General features: G+C 33.6%; 19 protein-coding genes and 1 tRNA gene. 8 read left to right on the top strand and 12 right to left on the bottom strand.

What is annotated here, in order from left to right:
• Position 1 precedes the first annotated feature (1 nt).
• From MY1_RS00635 to MY1_RS00615, 5 genes are read right to left on the bottom strand one after another with little or no spacing between them, the layout of a single operon-like run.
• Positions 2–967: a plastocyanin/azurin family copper-binding protein gene (locus MY1_RS00635; RefSeq protein ID WP_007549522.1), complete on the bottom strand. Its 966-nt coding sequence runs from the start codon at positions 965–967 to the stop codon at positions 2–4.
• A 12-nt stretch (positions 968–979) separates the two neighbouring features.
• The gene (locus tag MY1_RS00630) at positions 980–2,509 is read right to left on the bottom strand and encodes a cytochrome c oxidase subunit I (RefSeq protein ID WP_007549521.1); all 1,530 of its coding nucleotides are present in this window, start codon (positions 2,507–2,509) and stop codon (positions 980–982) included.
• Between the two features lie 43 nt (positions 2,510–2,552).
• Positions 2,553–2,984 carry a cupredoxin domain-containing protein gene (locus tag MY1_RS00625; protein WP_007549520.1) on the bottom strand — a complete coding sequence of 144 codons (432 nt, stop codon included), beginning with the start codon at positions 2,982–2,984 and terminating at the stop codon, positions 2,553–2,555.
• A 2-nt stretch (positions 2,985–2,986) separates the two neighbouring features.
• Positions 2,987–3,250: a cytochrome c oxidase subunit II gene (locus MY1_RS00620; protein ID WP_048109292.1), complete on the bottom strand. Its 264-nt coding sequence runs from the start codon at positions 3,248–3,250 to the stop codon at positions 2,987–2,989.
• Positions 3,251–3,306: 56 nt separating this feature from the next.
• Entirely contained in the window at positions 3,307–3,930 is a 624-nt protein-coding gene (locus MY1_RS00615; RefSeq protein WP_007549516.1) for a histidine phosphatase family protein, read from the bottom strand.
• Between the two features lie 50 nt (positions 3,931–3,980).
• On the opposite strand from MY1_RS00615, the gene npdG reads away from it, so the two are divergent.
• From npdG to MY1_RS00600, 3 genes are read left to right on the top strand one after another with little or no spacing between them, the layout of a single operon-like run.
• Positions 3,981–4,652, top strand: coding sequence for an NADPH-dependent F420 reductase (gene npdG, locus MY1_RS00610; protein WP_007549514.1), 672 nt, complete (start codon positions 3,981–3,983; stop codon positions 4,650–4,652).
• A 9-nt stretch (positions 4,653–4,661) separates the two neighbouring features.
• Positions 4,662–4,895: a hypothetical protein gene (locus MY1_RS00605; RefSeq protein ID WP_048109290.1), complete on the top strand. Its 234-nt coding sequence runs from the start codon at positions 4,662–4,664 to the stop codon at positions 4,893–4,895.
• Entirely contained in the window at positions 4,879–5,277 is a 399-nt protein-coding gene (locus MY1_RS00600) for a pyridoxamine 5'-phosphate oxidase family protein (protein ID WP_007549511.1), read from the top strand. Before MY1_RS00605 ends, MY1_RS00600 begins: the two co-directional genes overlap by 17 nt.
• On the opposite strand, the gene MY1_RS00595 is transcribed toward MY1_RS00600, so the two are convergent.
• Positions 5,274–6,446 carry an aminotransferase class I/II-fold pyridoxal phosphate-dependent enzyme gene (locus MY1_RS00595; RefSeq protein ID WP_007549509.1) on the bottom strand — a complete coding sequence of 391 codons (1,173 nt, stop codon included), beginning with the start codon at positions 6,444–6,446 and terminating at the stop codon, positions 5,274–5,276. The genes MY1_RS00600 and MY1_RS00595 overlap by 4 nt on opposite strands.
• Positions 6,447–6,490: 44 nt before the next feature.
• Between MY1_RS00595 and MY1_RS00590 the strand changes: the two genes are divergently transcribed.
• Together MY1_RS00590 and MY1_RS00585 are read left to right on the top strand one after the other, a co-directional pair.
• Positions 6,491–6,565, top strand: a tRNA-Arg gene (locus MY1_RS00590).
• 55 nt (positions 6,566–6,620) lie between these two features.
• Positions 6,621–7,100, top strand: coding sequence for a hypothetical protein (locus MY1_RS00585; RefSeq protein WP_007549507.1), 480 nt, complete (start codon positions 6,621–6,623; stop codon positions 7,098–7,100).
• Here MY1_RS00585 and MY1_RS00580 read toward each other — a convergent pair.
• Positions 7,064–7,657 (bottom strand): hypothetical protein, encoded by a 594-nt coding sequence (locus MY1_RS00580; RefSeq protein ID WP_007549505.1) that lies wholly within the window; start codon positions 7,655–7,657, stop codon positions 7,064–7,066. The genes MY1_RS00585 and MY1_RS00580 overlap by 37 nt on opposite strands.
• A 119-nt stretch (positions 7,658–7,776) precedes the next feature.
• Between MY1_RS00580 and MY1_RS00575 the strand changes: the two genes are divergently transcribed.
• A complete protein-coding gene (locus MY1_RS00575) occupies positions 7,777–8,016 on the top strand; it encodes a hypothetical protein (protein WP_007549503.1) in 240 nt (79 codons plus the stop codon).
• Between the two features lie 47 nt (positions 8,017–8,063).
• On the opposite strand, the gene MY1_RS00570 is transcribed toward MY1_RS00575, so the two are convergent.
• The gene (locus MY1_RS00570; RefSeq protein ID WP_007549502.1) at positions 8,064–9,053 is read right to left on the bottom strand and encodes a cadherin-like domain-containing protein; all 990 of its coding nucleotides are present in this window, start codon (positions 9,051–9,053) and stop codon (positions 8,064–8,066) included.
• Positions 9,054–9,198: 145 nt separating this feature from the next.
• Here MY1_RS00570 and MY1_RS00565 point away from each other — a divergent pair, with 145 nt between their 5' ends.
• Entirely contained in the window at positions 9,199–9,846 is a 648-nt protein-coding gene (locus tag MY1_RS00565; protein ID WP_007549501.1) for an SDR family oxidoreductase, read from the top strand.
• Positions 9,847–9,848: 2 nt separating this feature from the next.
• Here MY1_RS00565 and MY1_RS00560 read toward each other — a convergent pair whose 3' ends face one another.
• Both MY1_RS00560 and mtnA read right to left on the bottom strand, forming a co-directional pair.
• Positions 9,849–10,487 carry a PqqD family peptide modification chaperone gene (locus MY1_RS00560; RefSeq protein WP_007549500.1) on the bottom strand — a complete coding sequence of 213 codons (639 nt, stop codon included), beginning with the start codon at positions 10,485–10,487 and terminating at the stop codon, positions 9,849–9,851.
• Between the two features lie 38 nt (positions 10,488–10,525).
• Complete coding sequence (gene mtnA / locus MY1_RS00555; protein ID WP_007549499.1) at positions 10,526–11,581, bottom strand: S-methyl-5-thioribose-1-phosphate isomerase; 1,056 nt, start codon at positions 11,579–11,581, stop codon at positions 10,526–10,528.
• Positions 11,582–11,758: 177 nt separating this feature from the next.
• Between mtnA and MY1_RS00550 the strand changes: the two genes are divergently transcribed.
• Positions 11,759–12,784 carry an SIS domain-containing protein gene (locus tag MY1_RS00550; protein WP_007549496.1) on the top strand — a complete coding sequence of 342 codons (1,026 nt, stop codon included), beginning with the start codon at positions 11,759–11,761 and terminating at the stop codon, positions 12,782–12,784.
• A gap of 9 nt (positions 12,785–12,793) precedes the next feature.
• Here MY1_RS00550 and MY1_RS00545 read toward each other — a convergent pair whose 3' ends face one another.
• Together MY1_RS00545 and MY1_RS00540 are read right to left on the bottom strand one after the other, a co-directional pair.
• On the bottom strand, positions 12,794–13,165 hold the full coding sequence (locus MY1_RS00545; RefSeq protein ID WP_007549495.1) for a cupin domain-containing protein: 372 nt from the start codon (positions 13,163–13,165) through the stop codon (positions 12,794–12,796).
• A gap of 304 nt (positions 13,166–13,469) precedes the next feature.
• A complete protein-coding gene (locus MY1_RS00540) occupies positions 13,470–15,059 on the bottom strand; it encodes a hypothetical protein (RefSeq protein ID WP_007549494.1) in 1,590 nt (529 codons plus the stop codon).
• Positions 15,060–15,173: the final 114 nt, after the last annotated feature.

The raw sequence follows: 15,173 nt of genomic DNA, 5'->3' as shown, positions 1-15,173 counted from the left end.
TCTATTCTACTATGAATGAACCCTGCATTCCTTGCAATGCATGTCCTGGAACTGTACAAATGTAATAGTAAGTTCCTGGTGCACCCGCAGTAAATGTAACACTACCATCTTGACCTGGTTTTAATGGATTTGTTGCAGCTGCAATGGCAGAATTCCAAAGTACATTATTGAAATTTTCAGGATCTGAAACTATTCCAAAAGCATGAAATGATTTTCCTTTATTGACTGTAGAGAAAGTTACTTCATCACCAGAATTTACACGGAATTCAGGATTGTGTCCTTCTTCACCAGGTAATGCATTAAACGCCAATGTTCTGAAATCAGATGATTCAACAAAGTCTACATTAAAATCATGGTGAACTCCAGTTGGAGCTGCAGCGGCCTTTGGTGCTTCTCCTGCTTGTGCTGCACCTACTATAATCTCTCCTACCATTCCTTGTTCTCTATGACCTGGAACGGTACAAATGTAATAGTAAGTTCCTTCTTTAGATGGAATAAATTCTGATGTACCTGTCATTCCAGGTTTAAGTGGATTTGATGCAGAATTAATTGCACTTGATGGGACGATACCTGCAAACCCTTCAGCATCAGCAGTTACACCAAATGCATGAAATGATTTTCCTGCATTTTCAACGTTGAAGACAATTTCATCACCAACATTTGCATTAATCACAGGATTGTGTCCTTCTTCACCAGGTAATGCATTAAACGCCAATGTTCTAAAATCAGATGATTCAACAAATTTCAAAGATACTTCCATATGTTTTCCAGTTGCTACACCGGGTTGAAGATCATGTTCAGATTCTCCCGCCATTTGTGCAACTACAGGTGCTGGAGCAGAAGTCCAATAATCCCACATGCTAAAAAATATTGCACCGCCAACAATACAAATGCCCAACATGATTACCATCATTTTTCCAGTTCTTGCAGGGGTTGTTCTGTAAATATTTTGATTATCTTGATTCATTTCATATTTCTCCTAATGATGATGTGGGTTCTTGGCTTCAAAAGGATAATAGTATTTGCCACCCAAGTTGAATGGATCGTCTGTATCTGCTAACTTTCCTTTTGCAGAACTGTGAATCATATTTATCAAAAATATTATCATACTAGTGCCAATGATCATTGCACCTACTGAAGCAATTTGGTTCATAGTAATCCATTCTGGGATTGGGGGATAATCGAAAACTCGTCTTGGCATTCCATATAGACCAAGTACGTGTTGTGTGAAAAATACTAGAACTGTTCCTACAAATGACATTACAAAGTGAACTTTACCCATATTTTCATTATACATTCTACCAGTAACATATGGGAACATGTAGTATAGATATCCTATAGAACCAAATGCAATTGTTCCCATTACAAATAGGTGAAAGTGACCAACTACCCAATAACTGTCGTGTGTCTGAAAGTCAAGTGGCATTGCAGCATTTACTACTCCACCTGCTCCTGCTGAGAAGAATAATGCAATTCCTCCAACTGCCCACATCATTGGGGTTGAAAACTTTATTCTACCATTCCACATTGTTGCAATAAAGTTAAAGACGTGCATTGCAGATGCTGGCACTGCAGCTAGTGTTCCAATCATGAATACTGTTTTTTCAGTAAATGACATTCCTGTAGCATACATGTGATGCGCCCAAGATGAGAAACTAACTATTGACAATAATACAAAGGCAAAGATTCCAGAACTGTGACTAAAGATTGGCTTTCTTGAGAATCTTGGAATAATTTCATACATCATTCCAATTGCTGGAATAACTAGCACATACACTTCAGGATGGAATGTAAACCAGAACAAATGTGCATATGCAATTGGATCACCACCCATTGCAGGGTTGAAGAATCCAGATACGCCTAATCTATCAGTAAGCAACATCAACAATGCTGCTGCAAATGTTGGAATTGCAACAATAATGATTAAAGATGATGTTAAAAATGACCAAGCAAGTAAAGGCACCTGTCCAATTGACATGTCTGGATGTTTACATTTTAGAATAGTAACTACAAAATTAATTGCTCCTAAAACTGATGATACCCCCAAAATCTTTAATCCAAATATCCACATATCTGCTGCAGGACCAGGTGCGCTGATAATAGAATAGGGAGGAGTTGCATACCAAGTAAAGTCAGCAAAGCCTAACCAAATTAGTGCACCAGAAGGAGGAATCATCCAAAATGCTATTGCATTTAATTTTGGATATGCCATGTCTTTGTATCGTACCATGATTGGTACAAAGTAGTTACCAACTGCAGATGCAAATGGTATGATAAACAAGAAAATCAGTGTTGTTCCATGTACGGTAAAAATTCTGTTAAAGGTCATAGAGTCGGCAATGATTTGAGAACCTGGGAAGAACAGCTCTGCTCTAATTGCAAGCGCTAATGCGCCACCCATAAACAAGAATGAAAGAGATGTAATGAGATATAGCAGTCCCACATCAGTATGATGTGTAGAAAACATTATTTGCCAAATTGGACGTGGTTTTTGTAATTCTAGAACCATTAGTAATTCTCCTCACTTGAAAGTTTAGATAAAAGGGTTAGCATCAAGATGAATCATCCTCTATGATTAGTTTACCACGCATGTTATAATGAATTAGTCCACAGTATTCTCTACATTGAATATCATGTTCGCCTACTTCCATTGGTGCAAACCATACTGTGTTGACTCTGCCAGGTACTGCATCCATCAATACAACATAATCATGAATGTTAAATGAATGATTGACATCTTTTGACATTATTTCAAATTTGTAAGCTTTGCCGACTTTAACATGTAGTTCACCAATTTCTTTTGTTCCATCTTCATGTTCAAATGTCCAGAACCATTGTTGTCCAGTGACTTTGATAACTTCGGCATCTGCTGGAATGTGTTCTACAAGTCTTTCTGCATTCCAAGCTTCTGCACCTACCCAACACATCAGTGCAATTACAACTCCAACGTAAACCCATTCTGGCCAGTTAGAATGATGTCCCATTTTTACCAAACTCCTTCCTTTTCATATGGAGTTGGAGTGGCTTTTGGATTTGATTCTCTGAATCTCCAACAAAGCCAGATTATAGTTCCAGATACAACTGCACCCACTGTAAATGCCACAGTCATCATTCTATAAAATAAATTCCAAATTACTACTCTACGATCAAGGTAACCGCCTGGTTCATCACCTGCAGCAAACACATATTCTGCTGCTGGAATGATTACCAAAATTGCCAATACTAAGAATAGACCAAATATACTCTTCATTAGCGGTTGAGAAACGTGGCCTGTAATTTCTATTTAAGGGTTTTCAAGATTATTAGTTACCAATCATGATTGAAACGAGATGGATCCATCACATTGATTCCAGAAATTGAAAATTTACGGTTGTATTCTCTAAAGATATTCAATGAGGCATTTGCAATGATTAGCTCAAATAGATTTGTAGGTGAAAGATCAACTACTGTAGATAACATTGCTTTGATTGGGTCCATATGAGTTACAAGTACAACGTTTTGATCAGGATGTTTTTCAATCACATGATCAACAATACTTAGTACACGTTTTTTGACTTCAGAGAAAGTCTCAACGCCGTTATGGGCAATTTCTAACTCGCCATTATAGAATTTCATGAAAACATTTCCATGACTAGTAAAAATTTCATCATAAGGCACACCAGTAAATTTTCCCATATCAAGTTCAATTAATCTATCATCAATTGACACATCAAGAGAATTATGTTTAGCAACAATTTCTGCTGTATGTTTTGCTCTTTCAATAGGACTAGAATAAATTGCAGATATGTTCATTTGCTCTAAGAACTTTGCTGTCTTTTCTGCCTGCTCGATTCCTTTTTCAGTTAATGGAATATTTGGAGTTCTTCCCGTTAGAATTCTTTCAATATTGTTTTTTGCTTGACCGTGTCGTAGAAAAATAACTGAGCCCAATATGATCGAATGTCAAATAAAGATAATAATAAGATTCTCAGAAGAACATCATGAAAATTGGAATAATTGGCGGAACTGGAGGAATGGGAAAAGGATTTGCTCTTAGATGGTCTCAAAATCATAATGTAATTGTAGGATCACGGGATGCAAAAAGGGCATCAGAATCTGCAAATGAGTATACAAATATTGCAAAGGAATCATTTGGACAGATTAATGGGACAATTACAGGCAATGACAATATCTCAGTTGCAAAAGACAGCGATGTTTTGATTTTATCAATTCCTTATGAAAACATTGACGCAGTTTGCTCAGAAGTTTTATCTCAAGTTAAAGACAGTTGTGTAGTTGTATCTCCAATTGTTCCAATGATAAAAACAGATGTAGGCTTTGAGTTTATTCCAATTAAAGAGAATAAACCATTTTCTTATCAACTTGTTTTAAAACACATGAAAAATAAATCAAAGTTAGTTTCAGCATTTCATGTGATTTCAGAAAAGAAACTTGTCAATCCAACAATGGTACTTGATTATGATATTTTTGTATGCGGGGATGATAAAGATGCAATTGATGTGGTAAACGGTTTGATCAACGAAATCAAAGGTTTAAGACCAATTTATTTGGGACCAGGAGAATTATCATATCTTGCAGAGATATCAACACCATTATTGCTAAATGCAATGATACGAAATAAAATAAAAAATCCAGGTATCAAAATCATCTAAGTATTGTAAATGAGTCACGAGTATTTTCGAAGAGGAAGAAACTGGTATACTGCAGTTGGCTCTTTGTTTTTAATTATGGCAGGAATAGTTCTTGTTAGACAAATAATACTTTGGGGACCAGAATTTGTAGAAGATTTTATTTTAAATTCTGAATTTACCAATGAAAAAGTGTCAGTAGGCATGATTGGCTTTGGGATTTTTATGATACTGTTAGGATTTAGAAGCCATGAACCGCAAAGATGAATTTTTAAAAACTCAAAAAATTTTACATCTTACAACAATAGGAAGTAAAAACATCCCACACATAGTACCTGTATGGTATTTGTATAGTTCAAAAAAAATCTACATAGGCACAAACACTAAAACCAAAAAGGCACAAAATGTTAACAAAAATAACAAAGTTGCATTTTGTGTAGATGTAGGAGTAAATTCTCCAATTTTTGGCGTCATGGGTCAAGGAAATGCAAATATCATTTTAGAAAATAATAAAGTAAAAAAAATTGCAAAAAAAATACTTGCAAGATATTTCAAAAGTTTGCAAAATAAATCCGCAGTAGAACTATTAGATAATACAGATTGTATTATAGAGATAATTCCAGAAAAGTTTTCAATTTGGAGTTATTAGCTGACAAAATCTTCTATTTTGTTCATTGCAGAATCTAAAATTTCAAGACTTGGCAAATACACTAATCTAAAATGTCCGCTACCATATTTTTCTCCAAATCCAGAACCATGTACAGTCAAGACTCCTTTTGTTTCTAAAAGTTTTTGCACAAACTCCTTATCAGTTCCAAATTTATTGTCTTCAATTTTTGGAAAAGCGTAAAACGCGCCTTTTGGATTAGGACATGATAAACCAGGCATTTCATTGAGTCGTTTTACAACAAGATCTCTTCGTTTTTTTAATTCAGATACAAATTCAGTGATGTATCCCTGTGGTCCTCGCAGCGATTCTAATGCAGCATGCTGTACTGGAAGATTGCTAGCAATTCTTACTCGTGCAAGTTTTGGGAGATTTTCTCTTAGTGCATCAAGTTTTGATGACTGGTTAAATGCAATGTATCCAATTCTCCATCCAGACATTAGATGAACTTTTGAGAATCCATTTAGAACAATAACTGGTGAATCTCCTGCAACTTTGCCAATTCCTACAAATTTTTGATCAAAAATTATTTGATCATAAATCTCATCACATATGATGTATAAATTATGTTGATTTGCAATTTCTACTAATTTTTTTAATGATGATTCATTGAATACAACACCGGTTGGATTATTTGGACTGATTAAGCAAATAGCAATTGTTTTTGAAGTAATCTTTGATTTGATATCTTCAATATCAGGCGTAGAGTTATCCAAATCTACTGCAAACTCTACGGGGATTCCACCGTGTAATCTAACATATGAGGCATATGGTGGATAGTATGGACCAGGTAATAGAACTTCATCGCCTTCTTCAACAATAGATGATATGACCATATCAAGTCCTTCAGAAACTCCATTTGTGATTAAAACGTCATCATGTGAAATTGATAATCCTTTTACATTTTCTTTTTTTGCGATTTCTATTCTAAGTTCCTTGAGACCTTCTGATGAGGAATAAAAATTTTCACCGTTTCTTATTGCATTTATCATTGCCTCTTTTACATTATCAGGAGGTTGAAAACCAAATTGTACTGGATCACCAATGTTGAGATAATCAACTTTCATTCCTTTTTCTTCAACTTTTCTTGCAGCTAGAACAATATCCCTTATTGCATATTCAACTCCTGCTACTTTTTTTGATATTTTCAAAGTACCTAGACAGATATTTAGGCCTGTTAAATTCTTACTTGTTTGGACTCGTTGCACAGTCTGGATAGTGCGAGCGGCTTCGAACCGCTAGGTCGAGGGATCGAAGCCCTCCGAGCCCTCTTAGATTATTTTATTAAACAAACAATCCACATACTTGGTGAATTGAAGTTCTCTTTGTTCAAAATTGGTGTGATATTATGTGTAATTGGAATGATTTGGATATCGTTTGTATTTGTACAAGGAGACAAAATATTTGACGATATCATACTAGAATCATCAAATTCGCATGATCTAAAGATGAATTTTGAGGGTAAAGGTATTGGATATTACAAAGTATTCATGCCAGAATTTACCGGCGAGCAGATATTTGTTCAGATTTTAGATGATAATCAGAATATAATCTCTGAAGAAAGTGTTCAGACAAAAATGTCTGTAGGGTATTTTGATTTTGAGAAAAGTGGAATGTATACAGTAAAAGTGACAAATCCTTCAAAAAATCAATTAAGTTTGCAAATCGAGTTGGGAGATGCAGGAGAGGAAGTCATGATACCGCCAGGAATAATGATACTAGTAGGAGCAGTAATGGTTATTTTTACATCATTTATGAAATTAAAAAATTACAAGATTGAACAACCAGATAAAAATATCTTGTAGACTGGAAGACATTGTATTGTGTGACCAAAAACAAACACTAGGTTAAACACTAGCCAAGTTGTAAAAAACAAAAATGAAATAATCGAGAATGGAATAAGTACTCTGAGTTTTGTTTTTTCAAGATTTTTTAATATCAAAAATCCACCCAAAGCAGATAAAACTAGACCAAATTCTAGTGGCTGATGAGACCAAGATATCAAACCATCAATTCCAAAAAGTTCATGTGAAAGTGAATCTGCATATCCAGATACAATCTGAATTAGCGAACCAATAATTACTAGAATGATTCCATTTTTAAGAGAATTTTTTGTAGAGTTTTGAAATAAAAGAATCGTTCCAATTATTGCTGCACAACTAGTTATTGAAACGCCAGTATACACAACGATATGCTGAATACTCCAAAAGAATTCAGGTTCTTTTTGAAGATGAGAAATTGCATCCCAAAAACCAGCAGATACAACTACAAAAGGACCAACAACTGCAAGAACTGAAACTAGAGATACTAGAGTGCTAGTTTTTGCAAGCGATGAATTTGAAAACTTCTGGATTAATTTCATTTTAGTATAACCTTTTGATCGAGGTATTTGAAGCGTTGTAAATTTATCAAATAAAAAAATTAAACATTGTGGGTAATTTTGAGAATTAACTATATTAAAACAAAAGAATCAGAGATAATATGAGTCCAGGAATAGGATTAATGAAGAGAAGATTGGAAAAAGAAAGAGATGCTATTTCTTTAGCTGTTTCAGGTATTGCAAAAAAATACAACATTCAACCAGAAAACATCAAGACTTTGGAGACAAAATACGATGGCGATGCGGGTGACTGGTATGTTGCACTTGGTTGGGATGAAAAAAAAGCCATTGTGAAGATGGATTCTGTGTTGGGAACAATTACAGAGATTAAAGAAATCTAACTAGTAAAAATTCTTATTAAAAATAATTTTAGACGTAAATCTTTAATTTAATCGTCATCTTCGTCATGATCATCATCTTCGTCATGATCATCATCTTTGGGTTTCTTGTCTTTCTTCAAATCTTTTAGTTGTTCTTTGAGTATTTTTTCTTGTGCTTTGAAATCTTTCTTTAGTGCTTTTAGCTGTTCTTTGAGTATTTTTTCTTGTGCTTTGAAATCTTTCTTTAGTGCTTTTAGCTGTTCTTCTATTAACTTTTTATCGGTATTTTGATCCTGGTCATTTCCACATGCTCCAATCGTATCACCATGCTTTAGATGAGCAGAGATGGCATTTACTGAAACAGAAATTGTCTTCTTATCTTTATGGCAAATATTGACTTTATCACCATTATTATCATCATGGTCATTAACCGAGTTTACAGTAACAGTAACAGTTGCAGTATCAGTTAGCAATCCATCAGATACAGTATAAGTGAAAGAGTCTACTCCATGAAAGTTTGACTTTGGTGTGTAAGTTGTAATGGTGCCGTTAGTTGTGACTGTTCCATTAGCTCCTTGTGTTATAGAACTAACTGTAAGTGAATCGCCATCAACATCAGAGTCGTTGTTTAATACAGAAATGATTATTGAAGTGTTTTCGGGTGTTGTTGCAGTGTTATTTTGTGCTATTGGTGAATCATTAATTGGATTAACAGAAAGTGTGACTGTGGCATTGTTACTACTATGCGTTCCGTTGGTTGCAATATATGTAAATGAATCAATAGAATTAAAGTTTGAATTAGGAGTATATGTAAATGTTCCATCCACATTTAGTGTAAGAATTCCAAAACCAACACCAGTATGAATTATTGCAAAGAAACTATTATCAATATTTGTGTCATTTGTCAAAACTCCAGTAGGACCAACCGTAAGAACTGAATCCTCATTTAATGAGTATTGATCATTTTGTGCTGTAGGAACTTGAGCAAATGCAAAACTTGAGGAAAATGCTCCTGAGATAAGCACAGCAACCAGAAATAGTCCTGAAAGTTTTTGCATGATTGAAAGATTTCAAAATTGCATTTAACCTACAGGCAGAAAAGATCAGTGAGAATGATGAGAAATGGTTATAAGAAAAGATCAATGATGAATCAATTTACAAAGAATAATGAAATTTAATTATAGATTATCACATGATAACTATATGACTAGAGCAATTGTTCTTGGTGGTTCCAGAGGAATGGGAAAGGCAGTCGCAGAGTCGCTAAAATCAATAAAGATAGATGTTTTTGCAGCATCAAAAAACGATATTGACACTTCAAATTTAGATAGTGTGAAAAAATTTGTACAAATTCATAATCAAACAGACATACTAATTCTCAACACAGGTGGACCTGAAGCTAAAGAATTTTCAAACATATCTGAAGAAGATTGGAAAAAATATCATAATCAGTTATTTTTGGGATTTTGTATCATCTTACAAAACATCAAAATTAATGATGGAGGATACATATTTTTGATAAGCTCAAGTGTAATTAAGGAACCAAATGCAAAATTAATAATATCGTCAGCATATCGTGCTGCATTTAGTGAAGTCTTTAAGATTCTAAGCAAAGACTATGCAGCAAAAAACATTAGCTGTATCAATATTGCACCAGGTCCAATAAACACAGATAGAACAAAAGAACTAATAGAAAACATTGATGAATACAAAAAATTACTACCGATGAAAAGACTTGGAGAACCAGAAGAGATTGGAAACTTTATCAAAGCAATTATTGAAAATAAAATAAAGTATCTATCAGGCGTTGTAATTAATTTTGATGGTGCAAATTCAAATTATATTTTCTAAGTTTATTTTTTGAATTGAACGTTAGGTGAATCTGGTTGGTTTTGAATTGCAATCAATCCACCTTCACGTAGTTGCTGAAGTAACTGCATTACCTCTTTTTCTACTTGATTTCTTTGCAGTCCTGTCTGTTGTGCAAATATTTCTACTAGTTCAGTAACTTTGCGTTGTCCATTGCATGACTTCCAAAAATCTACAATGGCCTGATTTACCATAAATCCCTGATCATGTTCGTTAGCTAGTACCATTGAACCATCTTCTTGTTGCACTAGTTTACCAACTCCTTGAGGTAACGCAATTTCATAATTGATTGGAGCTGGAGTAGTCATTGTATTGGTCATGTTTTTGATTTTTGCTTTTCCTTCCTCAGTCATGCTATCCATCGTCCATTTTGGTTCCCAGACAATGTCTACTTTGACATTATTTACCCCCGGAACTTTTTTTGCATATCTTGTCACATCTTGAACCAGGGTTTCATGTAGTGGACAACCTTGAGTTGTCATTGTCATTTTGATATTTACATTATTATTTTCAACTATGTCTATTCCATAGATTAATCCCATCTCTACAATGTTTAGTGGAACTTCAGGATCCATGCATTGTTTAAGAGATTCCTTTACGGCTTGTGCAGTTACAGTACTCATACTATTTAATGCGATATAAAATCAATAAAAACTTTCTATTAATTAGCTTGAAATAATTTTTTGATAGATTCTTCGTAGGGTGGTTTTGCCACGCCTTTTTCAGTAATTATTCCAGAGATTAACTCAGGCGGAGTCATATCAAATGCGGGATTTATCACGTTGATATCATCGGGTGCTGTTTTTTTATCACCAATTCCAGTTACTTCGGTTCCCTTGCGCATTTCAATGATTACATCTTTGGCATCGCTAGTCATATCAAAAGTCGACAATGGTGCTGCAACATAAAATGGAATTCCGTGTTGCTTTGCCATGGTTGCTACTTGATATGTTCCAATTTTGTTAAAGACATGTCCAGTTCTTACAATTCTGTCTGCACCAACAACTACTTTGTTTACTAGTCCGTTTGCCATTGAATATCCAACTGCAGTATCTGGAATTAGGCTCACATCAAAACCATCATGTTTTAACTCAAATGCCGTTAATCTGGAGCCTTGTTGTATTGGTCTTGTCTCAGTAGCTATTACTTTGATATTTTTTCCACTCTCTCTTGTGGCTCTAATAACACCTAGTGCTGTTCCATATGCAACAGTAGCTAGAGCTCCTGCATTACAATGAGTCATTATAGTATCATTGTTATCAAATAGAACCGAACCATATTTTCCCATAGTTTTATTTATTTGAATATCTTCATCTGCCATTTTCTTGGCTTCATTGATTATAGATTGTTTAATTTGCTCAACTGCATCTCCAGAGTTTGCAACTTGCATGATTTTATCCAGTCCCCATTTTAGATTTACAGCTGTAGGTCTTGTCTCATATAGAATTTTTCTTGCTTTTTCTAGATCAGAAATTAGTTGCTCCTTTGTAGTTGCTTTGCTTTGAAGAGATGCCAAAGCTAAACCAAATGCACCCGATACCCCAATTGCTGGAGCACCCCTAACAACTAGAGTTCTGATAGCATCTGCCACTTGATTATAATCGTCATATGTTACAAAGATCAGTTGGTTTGGAAGTTTAGTCTGATCAATCATTACTACTTTGTTGTCTTTCCATTCTACAGTTCTTAAAGAAGAATCTATAATGGTATTAGTCATAAATAATCTAAAAATTAGGCTTTTTAAAAATCAATGGAAAAATACACAATCAACCAGATTATGATGGATTTAGAGATTACCAAAGGTCAAATCTTTGTTAAACATGTATTCTAGACTTCTAAAAGACTTTTAGATTTACAAATTGTTATATTGTTTTAACAGATTTTGAATCACATATTGCTAGACGTTGCAACAATGGACAAAGTGGATGCTCGTGGAATGTACAAAATCTATGATTCATGGCCAGAGATTGCACGCAAATCATACGAGTCCAATCATGAGCCTGTAGATTTTCATGACATTGATCACATTGTTTTTGCTGGAATGGGAGGTTCTGGTACAATTGGGGATTTGTTTTCTTCAATATTATCCAAAAGCGATATTCATGTATCACTTATCAAAGGATATCTCTTGCCAAAGACAGTTGATAAAAACACTCTAGTAATCACTACAAGCATATCTGGAAATACATCTGAGACTTTGACAGTACTTGATTCTGCTGCAAAACTGGATTGTAGATTGATTGCATTTTCTTCTGGAGGTAAAATGGAAGATATGTGTAAAAAAAACCAAATAAAATTTAGAAAAATTCCACTGATTCATTCACCAAGAACATCTCTTGTAAGTTTTACTTATTCAATTCTAAAGACATTAAATTCAGCTCTTCCAATTAAAAAAAATGATATTGTAGAGTCATTAGACGAACTTGATATTATGAAAAAACAAATATTTTCTCATAACTTGTCTGATTCAAATCCTTCAATTAATTTAGCTAATTGGATATCTGGAATTCCTATTATTTATTATCCTCATGGATTGCAATCAACTGCAACAAGATTCAAATCATCCTTACAAGAAAATGCAAAGATTCATGCCATTACAGAAGACATCATAGAGGCTTGTCATAATGGTATGGTATCATGGGAAAAGCCATCTACAGTACAACCAATTTTATTGCAAGGAAAAGACGATTACATAAAGACAAAAGAAAGATTTGACATAATCAAAGAATTCTTTATGAAAAAAGATATTGATTTTAAGGAAATTCACTCTGTTTCAGGAAACATTTTGACAAAAATAATTTCTCTTATTTACATGCTTGACTATGTATCAATTTACAAGGCAGTTTTGTCAAAAACAGATCCTTCTCCTGTTTTACCCATAGATTACATAAAAAGCAGATTAGATACAAATAATATTTAACTAAAGATTCTATCTTTGTTTTATTTTTTCATTTACAATATTTCTATATGGAGAATAATCAGTAGCAGAATATTCCATATCAAAACATTCTATAAATAAAGAATCGTCTAAAGCAGTCAAAAGATGAGCTATATTGGGCTCTACAGAGATAGTATAAGGGGCAGAGATAATACGAATTTGCTCCATATTTGTGCTAAGATTAAATTCTCTAAATTCAATTTTGCCCTGCAAAAGTATATGATCACTTTTAAATTTATGATAATGACCACCACGTGAAAACCCTTTTTTTGTTTCAACAAAATGAATAATTAATTTTCCAAAGGAATAAAACAGAATAGTTCCACGAACATCATTTATAGATTTAATAAATTCTAGTGTCATTTGAGCTCAACTTAATTATATCTGATAATAGCATTTCGGAAATATCATTATTCTTTTTATTTACAAATGAGTTTACATGTATCTGAAATTGGATTAAATTATAGAATCAAACACACAAAGAGAATAACAAATGTCATAGATGACTTATGATTGTTATTATAGCGATTACAATTTTATTTTTTAATTTTCAAAATATTTTGATTCATAATAGATAATTCAGTTGAATCGATTGATATGATTTTATTTTGTTTAATGTATTAATCAGACTTTGAAAGTAGAGATAATCAAATCCGGAAAGTATTAACTAAAAGAGATGATCCCCAGCAACTGCACCAGAGGAATGGAAATTAAAGTAATAGCCTTGTATGTGAGGATTATCGGCTTTGGCGGTGATCCATCCTACATTTCCATCCAGAAACTGTAAAATATCATGATTCTGTACCAGATCAAATCTAAATTCGCCGTTTGCAGGTATTGTAACTTCTTTTTCCATGGAATTTGTATCTTTTTCTCGATAAAAGGTCAACATCAAGCGTGCGTTCTTTGAATAATTTTTCACAGATGAGGAATTTTCAAAGGAGATTACGGAATTACCTGTGGAAAATATAGGACACCAATGAAAAGAGCCAGGTTTGTTGTCAGTTAGTGGATTACCAAGCTTTGAATTAAAACAGATGTTGCATGGTAATTTTGATTTACTTCCTTTTTTTCCTACATTGAGACCAAACTTTATTCTGGTAGGGATTTTTTTATTTTGAAAATTAGTGATTATGTGTGCAGTTGCAGCATTTTTTGCATCAATGTTGTTCTTAGCAAGTAACTCATTAAAGTTGATCTTAAGTAACTTTGAATCATGACTGTTTATTTTCATAAAATTAGGAAGGTCTAACAAAAGACCTCCTTGTTTATCATAAAGTTTGATATCTAGATCAAAAGCAGATGGTGAAATATTTGGGTAAAGGATAAGTTCTGTAAAAAATCCATCATCAGTAAACAGTGGAATCGATACTGAACTGTCATAGTGAAATTCACTTAATCTATCCCAATAATCCAAAGGATCTGAGCACGATGTGCAGTCATAGTATGAATGCGTAAAGCTTGCACTTTGTAGTGAGTTCTGGATGTTTCCTACAAGAAAGCGAGGAAAAAATCCTACAAAGTTATGCCTTATTGTAATAGCACCTACGTTACCATTTAGAAATTGACTTAGATTTGAGATGTGGTCTTGAAATTTGAAAAACACAGTTTGGTACGGTTTTATGTAATCAAGTGTAAAACTTCCAGCAAGTTTCTTTGATTCACTATTTGTGATAGTATAATCAATTACAGCATTAGGATTAGGAAGCGGCCCGTTAACAAAAGACAAGAATGCTTGTAGATCATCTTTGGCGTATATATCAAATCCAGTTTCTGGCACTACGAATGCTTCATTTTCATTTAGATCTTCGATGTCGTTGTAGACCCGTCCCAATGTGTGAACGCATGTATTGAATTCATTATTGAAATAATCCAATACTAACGCAGGATAAGGAAAAACCATGTCTTGAGTGGAAAATATCTCTACTTCTATTGAACCTAGAAAGTTTGATTTGTCAGATATGGAAGTTTTTTCCAACAAAGAATCCAAGCTAATTGTGTATGATTTTGGATTGTCTATTGTAAAAAAATCCCGCACGAGAATTATTCCATCATTACTTCTTAGCGTTACAAGGAAGCTTACTTCAGGAATCTTTCGCTTTATCACCCAGTATCCCAAAAATAATATTCTTGAACTGTACGATCTATTTTTAACTACAGGAAAGATTCCAGAACTCCGTAAAATTGGCTTTTTATTATAATCAATCTTTTCACCAAACTCATGTCTTGAATGTAAATGCTCATAGAAGCTTTTCATGTTATATTGACAGTCAATCCATATTTAACAATATACTGTAATTATTTTTTTTAAAATTCATAGATGTTTATAACTATGATTGTATCTAGATATTGATTAAACATAATGTCTAAG

It is taken from the genome of Nitrosarchaeum koreense MY1 (assembly GCF_000220175.1).
GTDB lineage: Archaea > Thermoproteota > Nitrososphaeria > Nitrososphaerales > Nitrosopumilaceae > Nitrosarchaeum > Nitrosarchaeum koreense.
The sequence above is the reverse complement of the archived record's forward strand: the minus strand, read 5'-3'. Positions and strand labels throughout refer to the sequence as shown.